15 protein-coding genes are annotated in these 15,254 nt (G+C 71.1%); 8 read left to right on the forward strand and 7 right to left on the reverse strand.

Annotated features, from left to right (window positions below):
- Window positions 1-93: 93 nt before the first annotated feature.
- Together ACRSBM_RS13795 and ACRSBM_RS13800 are read right to left on the reverse strand one after the other, a co-directional pair.
- Window positions 94-843, reverse strand: coding sequence for a zinc-binding dehydrogenase (locus ACRSBM_RS13795; RefSeq protein ID WP_434443613.1), 750 nt, complete (start codon window positions 841-843; stop codon window positions 94-96).
- Entirely contained in the window at window positions 800-1,450 is a 651-nt protein-coding gene (locus tag ACRSBM_RS13800) for an alcohol dehydrogenase catalytic domain-containing protein (RefSeq protein WP_434443616.1), read from the reverse strand. Before ACRSBM_RS13800 ends, ACRSBM_RS13795 begins: the two co-directional genes overlap by 44 nt.
- A 56-nt stretch (window positions 1,451-1,506) precedes the next feature.
- Between ACRSBM_RS13800 and ACRSBM_RS13805 the strand changes: the two genes are divergently transcribed.
- Window positions 1,507-2,064, forward strand: coding sequence for a TetR/AcrR family transcriptional regulator (locus tag ACRSBM_RS13805; protein WP_434443618.1), 558 nt, complete (start codon window positions 1,507-1,509; stop codon window positions 2,062-2,064).
- 76 nt (window positions 2,065-2,140) lie between these two features.
- Here the strand turns inward: ACRSBM_RS13805 and ACRSBM_RS13810 are convergent, their stop codons facing one another.
- Entirely contained in the window at window positions 2,141-3,466 is a 1,326-nt protein-coding gene (locus ACRSBM_RS13810; protein ID WP_434443620.1) for a cytochrome P450, read from the reverse strand.
- Between the two features lie 206 nt (window positions 3,467-3,672).
- On the opposite strand from ACRSBM_RS13810, the gene ACRSBM_RS13815 reads away from it, so the two are divergent.
- Complete coding sequence (locus ACRSBM_RS13815; RefSeq protein ID WP_434443623.1) at window positions 3,673-3,954, forward strand: hypothetical protein; 282 nt, start codon at window positions 3,673-3,675, stop codon at window positions 3,952-3,954.
- Here ACRSBM_RS13815 and ACRSBM_RS13820 read toward each other — a convergent pair whose 3' ends face one another.
- The 3 genes from ACRSBM_RS13820 to ACRSBM_RS13830 form a co-directional block, all read right to left on the reverse strand.
- Window positions 3,955-4,704, reverse strand: coding sequence for a DUF899 family protein (locus ACRSBM_RS13820; protein WP_434443625.1), 750 nt, complete (start codon window positions 4,702-4,704; stop codon window positions 3,955-3,957).
- A gap of 96 nt (window positions 4,705-4,800) precedes the next feature.
- Window positions 4,801-6,405 (reverse strand): ABC-F family ATP-binding cassette domain-containing protein, encoded by a 1,605-nt coding sequence (locus tag ACRSBM_RS13825; protein ID WP_434443627.1) that lies wholly within the window; start codon window positions 6,403-6,405, stop codon window positions 4,801-4,803.
- Window positions 6,398-8,008: an ABC-F family ATP-binding cassette domain-containing protein gene (locus ACRSBM_RS13830; protein WP_434443629.1), complete on the reverse strand. Its 1,611-nt coding sequence runs from the start codon at window positions 8,006-8,008 to the stop codon at window positions 6,398-6,400. The genes ACRSBM_RS13825 and ACRSBM_RS13830 overlap by 8 nt, the downstream gene beginning before the upstream one ends.
- A gap of 226 nt (window positions 8,009-8,234) precedes the next feature.
- Here ACRSBM_RS13830 and ACRSBM_RS13835 point away from each other — a divergent pair, with 226 nt between their 5' ends.
- From ACRSBM_RS13835 to ACRSBM_RS13855, 5 genes are all read left to right on the forward strand, one after another.
- Entirely contained in the window at window positions 8,235-9,164 is a 930-nt protein-coding gene (locus ACRSBM_RS13835; protein WP_434443632.1) for a patatin-like phospholipase family protein, read from the forward strand.
- 67 nt (window positions 9,165-9,231) lie between these two features.
- Window positions 9,232-9,807 carry a TetR/AcrR family transcriptional regulator gene (locus ACRSBM_RS13840; protein WP_434443635.1) on the forward strand — a complete coding sequence of 192 codons (576 nt, stop codon included), beginning with the start codon at window positions 9,232-9,234 and terminating at the stop codon, window positions 9,805-9,807.
- Entirely contained in the window at window positions 9,804-11,201 is a 1,398-nt protein-coding gene (locus ACRSBM_RS13845) for an amidase (RefSeq protein ID WP_434443637.1), read from the forward strand. Before ACRSBM_RS13840 ends, ACRSBM_RS13845 begins: the two co-directional genes overlap by 4 nt.
- Window positions 11,198-12,085 (forward strand): alpha/beta fold hydrolase, encoded by an 888-nt coding sequence (locus ACRSBM_RS13850; RefSeq protein ID WP_434443640.1) that lies wholly within the window; start codon window positions 11,198-11,200, stop codon window positions 12,083-12,085. The genes ACRSBM_RS13845 and ACRSBM_RS13850 overlap by 4 nt, the downstream gene beginning before the upstream one ends.
- Before the next feature lie 4 nt (window positions 12,086-12,089).
- Window positions 12,090-13,562, forward strand: coding sequence for an amidase (locus tag ACRSBM_RS13855; RefSeq protein WP_434443643.1), 1,473 nt, complete (start codon window positions 12,090-12,092; stop codon window positions 13,560-13,562).
- Here ACRSBM_RS13855 and ACRSBM_RS13860 read toward each other — a convergent pair.
- Window positions 13,552-14,505 (reverse strand): alpha/beta fold hydrolase, encoded by a 954-nt coding sequence (locus ACRSBM_RS13860; RefSeq protein ID WP_434443644.1) that lies wholly within the window; start codon window positions 14,503-14,505, stop codon window positions 13,552-13,554. The genes ACRSBM_RS13855 and ACRSBM_RS13860 overlap by 11 nt on opposite strands.
- A gap of 67 nt (window positions 14,506-14,572) precedes the next feature.
- On the opposite strand from ACRSBM_RS13860, the gene ACRSBM_RS13865 reads away from it, so the two are divergent.
- Entirely contained in the window at window positions 14,573-15,160 is a 588-nt protein-coding gene (locus ACRSBM_RS13865) for a helix-turn-helix domain-containing protein (RefSeq protein ID WP_434443647.1), read from the forward strand.
- Window positions 15,161-15,254 lie beyond the last annotated feature (94 nt).

The following is a 15,254-nucleotide window of genomic DNA, read 5'->3' on the forward strand; positions in this document are numbered from 1 at the left end:
CGCGGATCGCGTTGGTAGGTAAAGACTGTTCTGCCGGGAACGCGAAGGCATGAGGGATGGACCCTCAACCCCGACGGCGAAAAGTTGGGTGTATCAGGCCATCCCCCACGTGCCTCTGTTACTGAAACCTGCCACTCGCGACCAGGTGTTGCCGGCGGCGAAAGCAGCTCCGCGATCCGCCAGCCGCCTCCGGTGCGGTCGAGCCGGAAGGTGTAGACATCGGTCGCGAGTACGGCGGCGTCGGCGGTCAGCGTGAGGGTACGCGGTCGTGGTGTCCGCGCCGCGGACGACGACGTTGGTCAGATTATGCCGCCGCTGCCCGGTCTCCGCGGCCCACGCGGTGCGCGTGAACTCCAGGATCGCCTCGCGTCCGGCGATGGGGCCGAGGACTGGGTTTCGTGAACGGCGAGCCGCTCCGCCGGGCTCATCCGACGGTGAGCAGATCTTGCCCTGGAGGTGCCCCCGCGCGGCTCGCTCGTGCGCGGCCTGGGCGTCCTTGAGCGGGAAGGCGCTGTCGATCGCGACGCGGAGGGTGCCGTCGTCGAGCAGGCGGCCGATCTCGGTCAGTTGCGCGCCGCTCGAACGGACCTGGGTGGACGTGACCGTGATGCCCAGCCTCGCGTTCTCCTCGTCGTCGAACTCGCCGAAGTAGACCGGGTAGAGGGAGCCGCCGCGCTTGATCGTCTTGAGGAAGCGCTTGCTCTCCGGTCCGCCGACGCAGTCCAGGACGAGGTCGACGTCGTGGGCGACCTCCTCGGGGCGCTCCCGCGTGTAGTCGATGACCTCGTCGGCGCCGAGGTCACGCAGGAACGCCTCGTGGGCGCCGGAGGCGACGGCGATCACCCGTGCGCCCCTCCACTTGGCGAGCTGGAGCGCGAGGTGCCCGACGCCGCCGGCAGCGCCGTTGACCAGGACCGTGCTCCCGGCGTCGAGCGCCATCGGGCGGTGCCGCGCTTCCTGGAACGGTGACGGGAAGTCGTGGCCGAGCGCGATCAGGTACTGCCCACGCCGTCAGCCCCGACATGGCCACGGCCGCGGCGCGTTCGTGGCCGACACCGGCCGGCTTGTGCGCGAAGTCCGCGGCCGACGCGGCGACGTACTCGGCGTAGGCGTTGCCCTGCAAGGAGATCGGGAAGTTCAGCATGCCGAACACCTCGTCGCCGACCGCGAAGCCCTCGACGCCGGCACCGATCGCCGCGACGACGCCCGAGGCGTCGGTTCCCGGAATCAGGGGCAGTACGACCGGCGGCTTCAGCTCGTCCGGCACGTTGGGCATCCCTTCACGCGCATACCAGTCGGGAGGGTTGACGCCGACCGCGTGCACCCGGACCAGCAGCCGGCCCGGCCCCGGCTCGGGCATGGGTGCCGCCTCGTAGCGCAGCACCTCGGGTCCGCCGTACTCGTGCAGGCGGATCGCGTTCATGGTCCCGGTCGGCACGGGTTTCTCCATGTCTCACGAGGGTAAGCTCGAAGCGAGTCAGTGACCCGTTTAGGCAAGGAGCGCAGATGAGGGCAGACGCCCAGGCCAACCACGACCGCCTGCTCGGGGTCGCCGGCGCCGTCATCGCCGAGCAGGGCACCGAGGTGTCGATGCGTGACATCGCGCGCCGCGCCGGGGTCGGGCTCGCCACGTTGCAGCGGCACTTCCCGACCAGGGAGTCGCTGCTCGAAGCCCTGCTCCGCACCAGTTTCGACGAGCTGACCGAGCGGGCGGCGGAGGTCGAGACCTCGAACGTGCCCGGCGAGGCGCTGGTGCTGTGGCTGCGCGGCTTCATCGCGGTCTGCACGAACTACCGCGGCGTCGTGACGGCGATGGTGCAGGCGATCGAAGACCCCGAGTCGGCGCTCCACACGTCCTGCGTCGCGATGCGCGGGTCCGGCGCGCGGCTGCTCACCCGCGCCCAGGAGGCCGGCGTGGCGCGAACCGACCTCGACGGCGCCGACCTGTTCGCTCTGGCGTCCTCGCTCGTGTGGCTCAGCGACCAGCCGGGGCTCGAGGCGCGGGCCGAGCGCCTGTTCGAGCTCGTGATGAGCACCGTCGTGACGAAGGGGCGTCCCGTCTAGGGAGTCGTCGTCGACCACGAGCGCAGCCTTGGGTTGGCCAAGGGCCGCGCTCGTGACCCCGCCCGCGGATCAGAGGTCAGGAGTTGTCGGAGACCTGCTGGATCGGACTCGGCTGTGCCCCGAGGTGCATCGGGAGCGAGTGCAGGCCGTAGACGATCGAGAGCTTGCGGAACGACAGGTCGCCCGGCTCGACCGCGAGGCGCATCTCCGGGAACCGCTTGGCGAGCGCCGGGTAGGCGATCCGCAGCTCGATCTTGGCCAGTTCGGCGCCGATGCAGCGGTGCGCGCCGTAGCCGAACGCGAGGTGCTGAGCGGCGGGACGTTCCGGGCAGATCTCGTCCGGGCCCGCGTAGACACTCGGGTCGCGGTTCGCCTGCGACAGCGAGCACGCGACGATGTCGCCGGCCTTGATCTTCGTCCCGGCGATCTCGATGTCGCGGCGGGCGATGCGCAGGAACGCCACCTGCACGACGCTGAGGTGCCGCAGCAGCTCGTCGACCAGCCCGTTCACGGCCTTGTCGTCGCCGAGCGCCTGGTCGAACAGCGCACGGTTGCGCAGCATCGCGAGCGTGCCGAGCGAGATCATGCTCGCCGTCGTCTCGAACCCGCCGGTGAGCAGCCCGTCCGCGAGGCCCGCGAGCTCGTCGTCGTCCAGGTCGTCGCCGTGCTTGCGCACCAGTTCGCCGAGCAGCCCGTCGGTTGGTACCTGGCGTTGCGCCCGCACCAGCTCGCGGAAGTACACGATCGACTCGGACACCGCCGACAGCGACGTCGTGGCGGCGCCACCCAGGTCGAAGCGCGAGACGCTGCGCCGCTGGAACTCCTCGCGCTCACTCGCGGGCACGCCCAGCAGCTCGCAGATCGTGAGCGCCGGCACGGTCATCGCGAAGTGCTCGACGAGGTCGACCGGACCGTCCTTCATGGACATCAGGTCGAGCTGGTCCGCGACGATCGCCTCGATGCGCGGGACGAGCCGGGACAGCCGGCGCATGGTGAACTCCGGCGTCAGCACCTTGCGCAGCCGCGTGTGCTCCGGCGGGTCGCTGAACCCGAGCCCGCCCGGCGCCTCGTCCGAGAACAGCCCCAGCTCCCGCAGGTGGCCGAAGTCGTTGCTGAACGCCTCCGAGTCCACGAGGACCTGTTTGGACGCTTCGTAGCCCGTCACCAGCCACACCGTCACCGGCAGCGGGAGCCTCGTCAACGGCCCGTTGGCCTGCATCCGCGCCAGCTCGGGAACCGGGTCCAACCCGTTGCGCCGCAGCGGCGCCAGCACGCGCGAGGGCACGAACCACGACGACTCGAGATCGAAACCGGTCTTGCTGAGGTGCGCGAGGAACCGCCTCCCCATCCACTCGGTCACGCGCGACCGGACGTCGGTCGCAGACTGCAGAACTTCCCACATGAGGCGGCTGTCCCTTCGGCGGAAAGGGTGGGATGGCGGCTGGTTGCCGTGAACGGACAATAACGACGCCGCCCGGCGCCCGTCGTCATACCCTGGCCTAACGCGTCGTCATACTTTGGTCCAGATGTGGATCAGAACCAGTGCAGGCAGTGCGGAGGGCGTTCGGACCACAACAGAGTGTCAGCGAACGCTGTGTCCCCCTTCACATGGCCGGCACGGGCGAGCGCGCCCGGCGCGGTTCCGCCGAGGTGGATCGAGCCCAGGAGCTGGACCTGGGCAGGCAGCTTCCCGAGGCCGTTTTCGCGGACGTCGAGGTCGTCGCGAAGCCCGAGTGGCAGGTCGTGGAGAAGCGCATCTGGGAGGAGGCGCTCGCCGTCAACGCGCCCGGTGACGCCGCGATGCTGTCGATGCAGCGGGAGGCGCGGCTCGTCCTGTCGAAGTTCGACCAGAAGAGCCGCGTCCTCGCCGCCGCGCGCAAGCCTGGCTGATCAGTGGCAGTGGCCCTGTCTGCCCAGCGTCTGCACGGCCGTAGCCCCTGGTCGCGTCCACTGCGGCACGGGCCTGCTGTCCTCGCCCCAGCTCGACTCGCCGTCCGCGTTCGTGCGCCAGAACCACCCCGCCTGCCGTCCCTCGGGCCAGCCCTCGGGGTGGTCCTCCCACGCCTCGCCGCGCCCGCGCACGGTGATGTCGAGCAGCCCCAGCGACCCGTTGACCAGCTCACAGCCGCGCCCGGTCGTCGAGTAGGTGAGGAATGTGCGGTCCCCGTCCCGCAGGTAGCTGGTCAGGTAGCCCATCTCCCCACCCGCCGGACCCTCCACACCGCGCACCGAGTACCAGGGCTGGGTGTAGCCCATGAACTCGACGAACGCGGCCACCTCGTCCCACGCACCTGTCGTCACGATGGCGAACGAGACGCCGCGCGCGTTGAGGTAGGCGGCGTTGCCGAAGTGCCACGGCACGTGGGTGCACCCCTCGCACTGTCCCTGGTGCGGCGCGCCGTCCCACCACATGTGCTTGTAGACGACGAGCTCGTCGCGGCCCTGGAACAGCTCGACGAACGGCACGGGCCCGTCGGCTCCGACGACCTCGACCTTCCCGTCGAACTCCACCATCGGCAGCCGCCGCCGGGCCGCGGCGATCGCGTCGCCCTCGCGGGTGTGGGCCTTCTCGCGGACCAGGAGCTCGTCGCGGGCCTCCTGCCAGGTGGCGAGGTCGACGACGGGCGGGTGTCCGGTCATGATCAGTCCTCCGTGACGTGCGGTTTCGGTCCTTGCACGGAGGTGTCGAAGCTGACGCCGGGATTTCGACACGGCCTGCACACCGACTTGCGGCTTCTACCGCCGGCCGGAGCCGGGCAGCCCGATCTCGGCGCCCTGCCAGCGCTTCCGCAGCCACCGGTCGTGGCTGGCGAGCACGATCGCGCCCGGACCCGGCCCCAGCGCCTCCTCCAGCTCGTCGCACAGCGTCGGCGACAGGTGGTTCGTCGGCTCGTCGAGCAGCAGCAGGTGCGGCGGCGACGCGACGAGCAGGGCGAGCGCGAGGCGGCGTCGCTGGCCCACCGACAGCGCGCCGACCGGCTTGCCGAGGTCCCACCTGTGCAGCAGGCCCAGCGACTCCAGCGGCACCTGCTCGACCCGTTCGGCGCCGAGCGCGCGGCCGTAGGTGCCGCGTGCGGTGAGGCGCGGGTTGGCGAACGACGTGTCCTGGTCGAGCAAGCCGATCGTCACGCCGGGCTGCCGCCGCACTCCCGCGACCTCCAGCCGGCCGGCCAACACGAGCAGCAACGTCGATTTTCCCGCGCCGTTCTGGCCGGTCACGAGCAGCCGGTCGCCGTCGCGCACGTCGAGGAAGTCGAGCACGAGCCGTCCGGGCACCCGGACCTGCCGCAGCGACACCAGCTCCTCGCCGGGCGACGCCAGGGTGTCCGGTGCGAACCGCAGCGGCCGCGGGGGAGCGGGCACGCTGCGGCGTTCCAGCTCCTCCAGGCGGCGGGTGGCGTTGCGAACGCGGCGGGAGATCTGGCTCTGCACGCGGTTGGCCCGCACGCCGTAGCCCATCTTGTCGTTGTCGCGCATGGCCCGGTTCGGTGCTACCCGCCCGGCGATCAGGCCGAGCGAGGAGCGCAGCTCGGCCAGCTCCTCCTGTTCCTCGGCATAACGCCGTTCCCAGCGGTCGCGGTCGGCGCGCTTCTGCCGCAGGTACTCGCTGTAGGTGCCGCCGAACCGGACCGGGCCCTCCACCGCCGGGTCGAGGTCGACGAGGTCCGTGCAGACCGCGTCGAGGAACGCCCGGTCGTGGCTCGCCAGCACGACGGTTCCGGGCAGGCCGCGCAACTGGTCCTCCAGGAACGCGGCCGCGTCGTCGTCGAGGTGGTTCGTCGGCTCGTCGAGCAGCAACGCCGTCGGCCGGCGGACGACGAGCGCGGCCAGCGCGAGCCGCCGGCGCTCGCCACCGGACAGCGAGCCGAGCGTCCGGTCACGCGTGACGTCACCGAGCCCGAGGCCACCGAGGACGACGTCGGCCCTGCGGTCCGCGTCCCAGGCCTCGTGCCGCTGCGCCAGCTCCAGCCGTTCCGCGTACGCCGCGAGCAGGTCCGCGTCCTCGGGTGACGATGCGAGCAGCGTGCCCAGCCGGTCCAGTTCGGCGAGGTCCGTCCGTGCGTCCGCCAGCGCGTCGTCGAGGACGCCGGCGACGGTGGCGGACTCGGGGAACAGCATCTCCTGGTGCAGGAAGCCCAGGTCCGGGGGTCGCTGGACGACACCGCCGTCGGGCTGGTCGGTGCCGGCGAGCAGTCGCAGCAGCGTCGACTTTCCCGCGCCGTTCTCGCCGATCAGGCCGATGCGCCGGCCGGGTGCCGCCGTCAGCGACACCCCGTCGAGCACCCGCCGGCCACCGAACCCGCGCACCAGGTCCTGCGCGACGAGCGCTGCCTCAGCCATGTGCGGCCTCCAGCAGCTTGCCGCCGTCCAGGCGCAGCCAGCGGTCGATCTTCACCTCGCTCAGGAACCGTTCGTCGTGGCTGACGACGACGAACGCGCCCCGGTACGCGTTCAGCGCGCTCTCCAGCTGCCCGGCGCTGACGAGGTCGAGGTTGTTCGTCGGTTCGTCGAGCAACAGCAGTTGCGGCGCGGGTTCGGCGAACAGGATGCACGCCAGCGTGGCGCGCAGCCGTTCTCCGCCGGAGAGCACCCCGACCGGCAGATGCGCGCGTGCGCCGCGGAACAGGAAGCGCGCCAACAGGTTCATCCGCTCCGCGGGCGGCATCGCCGGGGCGAAGGCCGCCAGGTTCTCGGCCACGGTGCGGGCGTCGTCGAGCAGGTCCAGGCGTTGCGACAGGTAGGCGACGCGGCCGTCGGCCCGCTTCACCTCACCGCTGTCCGGCGCCAGCGAACCGTGGACGACGCGCAGCAACGTCGACTTGCCCGCGCCGTTCGGTGCGGCCAGGGCGATCCGTTCCGGACCCCGGATCGCGAGGTCCAGGTCCGTGAACAGGTCCCGCACCCGGATGTCCGAGCCGAGGAACAACGTGCGCCCGGCGGGAACCGCGGTCTGCGGCAGCTCCAGGCTGATCCTCTGCTCGTCCTTCACCGCCCGCTCGGCCTGGTCGAGCCTCGAGCGGGCGGCACCGAGACGGGCCGCGTGCGTGCCGTCCGCCTTGGCCGCCGACACCTCCGCGTTGCGCTTCATGGTGCCGGCGAAGATCTTCGGCAGACCCGCGTTGGACAGGTTGCGCTGTGCGTTCGAGGCCCGCCGGGCGGCGCGTTCGCGGGCCTGCTGCATCTCCCGCTTCTCGCGCTTGACCTCCTGCTCGGCGCTGCGGACGTTCTTCTCGGCGACCTCGCGCTCGGCCGCGACCGCCTGTTCGTAGGAGGTGAAGTTCCCGCCGTGGAACCGGACCTCGCCGCCGTCGAGCTCGGCGATCCGGTCCATCCGGTCGAGCAACGCCCGGTCGTGGCTCACCACGAGCAGGCACCCGCGCCAGTCGTCCAGCACGTCGTGGAGCCGGCGGCGGGCGTCCAGGTCGAGGTTGTTGGTCGGCTCGTCGAGCAGCAGCACGTCCGGCTGCCTGAGCAACTGGGCCGCGAGCCCGAGCGAGATGACCTGCCCGCCGCTCAGCGTGCCGAGTGGACGGTCCAGCGCCAGGTCGCCGAGGCCGAGGCGGTCGAGCTGGGCGCGGGTGCGTTCCTCCAGGTCCCAGTCGTTGCCGATGGTGGTGAAGTGCTCCTCGCCGACGTCGCCCGACTCGACGGCCCTGATGGCGCGCAGGACGTCCGCGACGCCGAGCACCTCGGCCACGGTCAGGCTCGCCGTGAGCGGCAGGTCCTGCGGGAGGTAGCCGAGCACGCCGGCGACGGACACGCTGCCCTCGGACGGGGTGAGCTCGCCCGCGACGAGCTTGAGCAGCGTCGACTTCCCGGCGCCGTTCGGGGCGACGAGACCGGTGCGGCCCCCGGGCACCGTGACGGACAGGCCGTCGAACACAGGCGTGTCGTCCGGCCAGGAGAAGGACAGTGCGGACACGACGATGAAAGCGTCGGACATGGGTGTGAGACCTCGGAATGTGCCGCGCGCAGAACGACCACGCGTGTGGAAAAGGGGACGACTGAACGGCCATCGGGGTTCGGTGGCCTGTCACATCCCGGGCTCACCCGGAGATGTCGTCTTCACCCATCAGCACGTCGGGCTCCTCTTCGAGGGCGGTTGATCTCACTTTCCACGGTAGCAGCCGTACGCAATCGGATAATGGGGTCGTGGTTCACTCGGCTGTGTGACAGTTCTCGACCTGCTGCGTCAACGCCGGCAACGACAGAGCGTTCCAGGACGACGGGACGACGACGCCCGCCTGGTGTTGCTGGTCGAAGGCGGTAGCTCACGCGGCGTCTACTCCAGCGGGATGACCGTCGCGATCGAACGGCTCGGGCTGCTGCCGCTCTTCGACGCCGTCTACGGCAGTTCCGCGGGGTCGCTGAACGCGGCCTGGCTGCTGTGCGGCCGCGCCGACGCCAGCAAGCACGCGTGGTGGGACCCGGCCGTCATGCGCACGACGATCAACCCGAGGCGCGCGTTCACCCGGCGGCCCGTCGTGGACACCCACCACCTCGTCCACACGATCTACACCCAGGTCGTGCCGATGGGCTTCCAGGAGATCCTCGACAACCCCGTGGAGTTCCACCCGATGGCCACGGACGGTCTCACCGGCGAGGCGGCCGACCTGTACGACCACGTCCGCGACATGCTGAGCCTGCAGACCGCGCTGCGGGCGTCGACCGCGATGCCGTTCCTCGCCGGCGACCCGGTGATGATCGACGGCCGCCCGTATGTCGACGCCGGGCTGAGCGAGACGATCCCCGTCCGGACGGCGATCGAGCAGGGGGCCACGCACGTCGTCGCCCTGCGCACGCGGCGCGAGGACGAGTTCCTGGGAACACCGCCGTCCCGTGGCGAACGCGTTGTGCTGTCGCGGTGGTTCGCCCGGCACGCACCCGGCGTCATCTCCGCCTGGCTGGGGCGCGAGGCGATCAGGGCCGAGGACGAGCGGCTGCTCGCGTCCCATCCCGCCTGCCTGCAGATCCGGCCGCCGCTCGGGAGCGCCACGATCGGCAGGACGGAACGCCGCCCGCGCGTCATGCAGACCGCCCTCGACGTCGGCGTGGCGGCGGCGATGAACGACCTCGAGAGCTGCCTCGCCGTGCACTGACCCTTGTGGACATACGACGGTCGCCCTACGGTATCGCTACAACCTGTTGCGAATTGGAGGGCTGCCGATGGCCGGGCGTCCGCGGGATCCCGAGCTCGAACAGCGGCTGCTGGCGACGGCGTGGTCGCTGCTGACCGCGAACGGCTACGACGCGCTGACGCTGACCCAGGTCGCGGCGCAGGCAGGCGCCCACAGGACCGACGTCTACCGGCGGTGGCGCAGCAAGGTGCGGCTGGTCGCGGACGTGCTCGACGCCCACCTGCCGCCGGTGCGGGATCTCGACACCGGGACGCTGCACGGCGATCTCCGCGGGTTCGCGGAGGATCTGGCCGGCGTGTGGAACGAGCCGTGGAACGACGGCCTGGTCGGTTTCCTCGCCGACCTGCGCGGCGACGCCGAGGCGGAGCGGACGTTCCGGGCACTGGCCGCGCGCCGGTCACAGCCGCTGGTCGACGCGATCGCGCGGGCCGTGCGGCGCGGTGAGATCGCCGAGGTGCCCAGCCTCCCGCTGGTCGGCAACATGCTGGAAGGCCCGCTGATGCACCGGCGGATGTTCGGTGGTGAGCCGATGACGTCCGAGGAGCTCGACACGGTGACATCGTCGGCGCACCGCCTGCTCACCGGAACCTCCGTGAAGCCATGAGTGATCTCCATGAGCTCACGGCAGCGCAGCAGCTGAAGGCGTTGCACGCCAAGGAGATCAGCTCCCGCGAACTGACCGGGCACTATCTGTCGCGCATCGAACGGCACGTCGGCCTCGGCGCGTTCGTGACGATCAACGAGCAAGCGCTCGACGCGGCCGCGTGTGCGGATGAGCGGCTGGCCGCGGGGGACCGAGCCGCATTGCTCGGGTTGCCGTTGGGCATCAAGGACCTCGCCGCGACGGCGGGCATCCGCACGACGTTCGGTTCCGCGGCGCTCGCCGAGTCCGTGCCACCGGAGGACTCGTGGACCGTCGGGGTGCTGCGGCAGGCGGGCGCGGTCGTGCTGGGCAAGACGAACACCTCGGAGTTCGGCGCGACCTGCTACACCGAGAACGACGTGACGCCGAGCCCGGCCGTAACCCCTTATGCGCCAACGCGTTATTCGAGCGGATCGAGCGGTGGAGCCGCCACGGCCGTCGCGGCCGGACTGCTGCCCGTCGCCCACGCGAGTGACGGCGCGGGCTCGATCCGCACGCCTGCGGCGACCTGTCACCTCGTCGGGATGAAGCCGAGCCGCGGCCTGGTGAGTCCGGCGCCCGTCACCTCGTTCCTCGTCGCGACCACCGAGGGGCCGATCGCGAGAATGGTCGGGGACGCGGCGCTTTTGCTGGACGTGATGGCATCTCGCGCACCTGGCGACCTTTACGGCTGGCGCCACGAGGGCGGGTTCAGCTCGGTGATGACGCGCCGCCTGAAGGTCGCGATGTGGACGGACACCGGCCTCGACCAGGACGTCGACCCGCAGGCCGAACTGGCGGTCCGGCGCACCGCGGAGGTGCTCACCGGACTCGGCCACGACGTCCGGGAGATCCCGCTGCCCGCCCGCTGGGACGAACCCGTGCGATGGGCGATCACGACCTGGTTCGCGTACCAGGCCGGCGCCGTGGCGCGGATGATGGTGCCGCCGGACCGGACACACCTGCTGCGCCCGTACTCCCGGTACCTACTCGCCACGAACGAAACGTTGTCCGCCAACGACATCGTGACGGCACAGGCTCTGCTTGCCCGCTACGCCAGCAGGTTCCTCGCGGCGGTCGACGACTACGACGTCGTGCTCACACCCACGACGAACGGCGGACCGGTCCCGATCGGCTACTACAGCACGGGCGACGTGGCCGACCTGATGCTGGAGTGGTCCTGCCACACGCCGTGGGCCAACCTCGCCGGCGTGCCCGCGATCTCGCTTCCGTCGCATGTGGACGATGACGGTCTGCCGCACGGCGTGCACCTCGTCGGCCGCAACCGCGGCGACGCCGAGCTGCTCGCCCTCGCCGCCCAACTGGAACAGGCGGAGCTGTGGGACGAACTCCACCCGCCCAGCTGGCACCAGTGAAAGGCCTCGCCATGCCGGATCCCGGACTCGGCCTCACCGAGATGATCGTCACCCTGCCGGACGGGCGCGCGCTCCGCGCGATCACGGCGGGGGATGCCCCAGGGCCGTTGGTCCTCTTCGAGGCCGGGATGAGCGCGCCCGCCGCGACGTGGATCCACACCCAGCGCGAGGTGAGCGCCCGTCACCGCACGGTGTCCTACGACCGCGCCGGCTACGGCGGCAGCGACGTGGACCCGCACGACCGCACGCTCGACCGGATCGTGGACGACCTGACGGCGCTGCTCGACGCGCTGGGGGAGACCGAGCCGGTGGTGCTCGTCGGCCACAGCTGGGGCGGGCCGATCATCCGGGTGTTCGCCGACCGGCACCCGGAGCGTGTCGCCGCGATGGTGTTCGTCGACGCGACGCTCGCCGAGGTCATGTCGACGCGGCTGGCGAAGGTCAACGCCAGGTTCTTCGGCTTGATGGCGTTGGTGGCGCGGCTGGGCGGCCAGGGGTTGATCAGGCGGTTGACGTTCCGCAACGGCGTCTCGCCGGAGATCTCCGCCGCCGACATCGAGATCATGACGCGCGACTACGCCTGCGTGGGCGCGATGCGGGCGGGTGGCAGGGAGGCCGCGCAGATCACGGCCGCGCTGCCGGTCCTGCGTCGAGTCCAGGAGGCGGGCACTCCGGACGTGCCGACCGTCTGCCTGCAGGCGGGGCTGGCCGAGCGAGGTACGGCCAAGTGGCGGCCGTTGCTCAACCGGCGCGCGGCCGGCCTGATGGCCGCCGTGCCGCGCGGGAAGATGATCGTCGTCGAGGAGGCCGGGCACCTCATCCCGCAGGAATGTCCCGCCGTCGTGCGGGAGACCGTCTTCGGCGTGATCGAACAGCTACCTTGAGCGCGTGGACTTCGACGAGTACCGGAAGTACGACGCGACCGGGCTGGCCCGGCTCGTCGCGGACGGGCAGGTGTCCGCGGCCGAACTGCTCGAGGTGGCGAGGAAACGCGCCGCCGAGGTGAACCCGAGGCTCAACGCGATCGTGCGGGACGTCCCCGCCGAGCCCTCGGAGGACCTCACCGGACCGTTCGCCGGCGTGCCGTTCCTGATCAAGGACCTCGGCCAGGACTACGCGGGTCTGCCGACCTCGAACGGTTCCCGGTCGCTGAAGGCGCTGAAGGTCGCCGGGCACTCGACGGTCGTCCAGCGCTGGATCGACGCCGGCCTGGTGATCTTCGGCAAGACCAACCTGCCGGAGTTCGGCGCGAAGGCGATCAGCGAGCCGACGGTCTGGGGTCCCGCGCGCAACCCGTGGGACCTGGAACGGACCCCCGGTGGTTCGTCGGGCGGGTCGGCCGCCGCGGTCGCCGCCGGGATCGTGCCCTGCGCGGGCGCGAACGACGGCGGTGGCTCGACCAGGATTCCGGCGGCGTGCTGCGGCCTGGTCGGCCTGAAACCGGGACGCGGCCTCACGCCGTTCGGCCCGGAGACCGCCGAGATGATGCACGGCGCCGCGGTGCAGGGTGTCGTCTCGCGCACCGTGCGCGACACCGCCGCGATGCTCGACGTCATCTGCGGTGGTGAGCCGGCGGGACCATACTCGGTCGCCATGCCGGACGCCTCCTTCGCGTCCTGCGTCGGTGAGCCGGTCGGGACGCTGCGGATCGGCTTCCGGATCCCGTCGGCGATCAACCCCGACCCGCACCCGGAGGCCGCCAAGGCCGTCGAGAACGCCGTCCGCGTGCTCACCGACCTCGGCCACCACGTCGAGGAACTGCCACAGGCGCCCTTCGACGACGCCGTGCTGGCCAAGGACTTCCTGCTCACGTGGTTCGTGAACCTCGCGTGGAAGGTCGCCGACGCCAAGCGCCTGACCGGGGCGCCTGACATCGCGTTCGAACGCGACACGCTGCTCATGGCCGCGCTGGGACGGGCCACGAGCAGCGTCGACTACGTGGACGCCGTGCAGCGGCGGCACGAGCACACCCGCCGCCTGAGCACCTTCTTCGAGTCCTACGACCTGTTGCTGACGCCGACCCTGGCGACGCCCCCGCCGAAGATCGGGCAGTTCGACCTGCCCGTGTCGTTGCAGCGGGCCACGGACGCGGTCCTCAGGACCGGCACGGCGCGGTTCCTGCGGCACACCAGGATCGTCGACGACATGATCCGCGACAACCTCGGCTGGGTGCCCTACACGCAGCTCGCGAACATCACCGGACGGCCCGCGATCTCGCTGCCGCTGCACTGGACCGCGGACGGCCTGCCGCTCGGCGTCCAGTTCGTCGCGCCGCTCGCCGGGGAGTCGGTGCTGATCCGGCTGGCGGCCCAGCTCGAAGAGGCGCTGCCGTGGGCCGATCGCGTGCCGGTCATGAGCTGAGGAAGCGCAGCAGCTCCGCGGTGACGAACTCCGGGTTCTCCTCGACGAGCCAGTGCCCCGCCTTCGGCACGTCGACCGCCCGCACGATGTTCGTCATCCGCGGAGCCACCGTGCCCCGGATCGCGTCGGCCTGTCCTTCGGCCGCCATCACGAGGGCCGGCGCCCGCACCGGCCTGGCGGCTTCGGTGTCGCGCACGTCCTGGTCGAGGGCGCGGTACAGCTCGAAACCGTTGCCCAGGGCGGTGCGGTAGGTCCGCGCGTACTCGTCGATCTCGGTGTCGGTGAACGGAGATGCCGTCGACGTACCGCCGAAGGCGCTGCCCTGGTAGGAGACCTGCGGGTAGAAGAGCCTCAGGTAGTCGCGGACGTCGTCGTCGACCAGGGTCTCGGGGACCTGGGGCTGGGAGTGGAACGCGATGTGCCAGCTCAGGGTGCGGTAGGTGCGCGCGTCGATCGCCGGGCCCGGCAGCGGCAGGTCGAGGTAGCCGAGGCGGGCGGTGTCCTCGGGGAACTGGCTCGCGTACTGGAACGCGACGGCGGCGCCGAGGTCGTGGCCGACGATCGAGGCGTTCCGCAGACCGAGCTTCTCGGTCAACGCGTGGACGTACCGCGCGAGGGTCGCCTTGTCGTAGCCCTTCGGCGTGCCGGTGCTGTCGCCGAGGCCGGGCAGGTCGATCGCGTAGACGGTGTGGCGTTCGGCGAGCGCGGGCATGACCGGCCACCAGCCGTACCAGGTCTGCGGCCAGCCGTGCAGCAGCACGACCGGGGTGCCGCTACCGCCGGTGACGTAGTGCAGCCGCACGCCCTCGACGTCGGTGAACTCGTGCCGGAAGGTCTTCTGGAAGGCCGGGTCGTCCTGGGTGACGGCGGCGTGCGGCGGGGTCTCCGGAGCGGCCGAGCAGGCCGTGATCGTGAGAAGTAGGACGAGCATGAGGCGTTTCATGGGGCAAGCTTCGGTCGCTGTTGCTGACCTTGGCACGAAAAGTTGCCATGATGGCAAGATGGGTCTCGTGAACAGCGAAACCGAAGAAGTGCTGGACGGCGTGGGCGCACGGCTGCGGACGTTGCGCCGGCACCGCGGCATCACGCTCGCCGACCTCGCGACGACCACCGGCATCTCCGAGAGCACCCTGTCGCGGCTGGAGAGCGGGCAGCGCCGCGCGACCCTGGAACTGCTGCTCCCGCTGTCACGCACCTACGACGTCCCGCTGGACGACCTCGTCGGCGCGCCGCGCACCGGCGACCCCCGCATCCACCTCAAGCCGATCCACCGCTACGGCATGACGTTCGTGCCGTTGTCTCGGCGGCCGGGCGGGGTGCAGTCGTTCAAGATGCTGATCCCCGCCACCCAGTCGCCGCTCGAGCCCGCTCTGAAGACCCACGACGGTTTCGAGTGGCTCTTCGTCCTGAACGGACGGGTGCGGCTGGTGCTCGACGACCTCGACCTGACGCTGCCGCCGGGCGAGGCCGCCGAGTTCGACACCTCGAAGCCGCACTGGCTGGGCAGCGCGGACGGCGGTGCCGTGGAACTGCTGATCCTGTTCGACCCGCAGGGGGTGCGCACGCACATCCACGCCGACCGGATCGCCTCCGGTTGAGCCGGGGAACGCGGGGGCCCTACGTTTCCCAGAAGGAAACGTAGGGCCCCCGCGTTCCCTCCGAGCGGCCGCGACGAGGCCGATCGGCGTCAGC

The organism is Lentzea xerophila, from assembly GCF_051094245.1.
Lineage (GTDB): Bacteria > Actinomycetota > Actinomycetes > Mycobacteriales > Pseudonocardiaceae > Lentzea > Lentzea xerophila.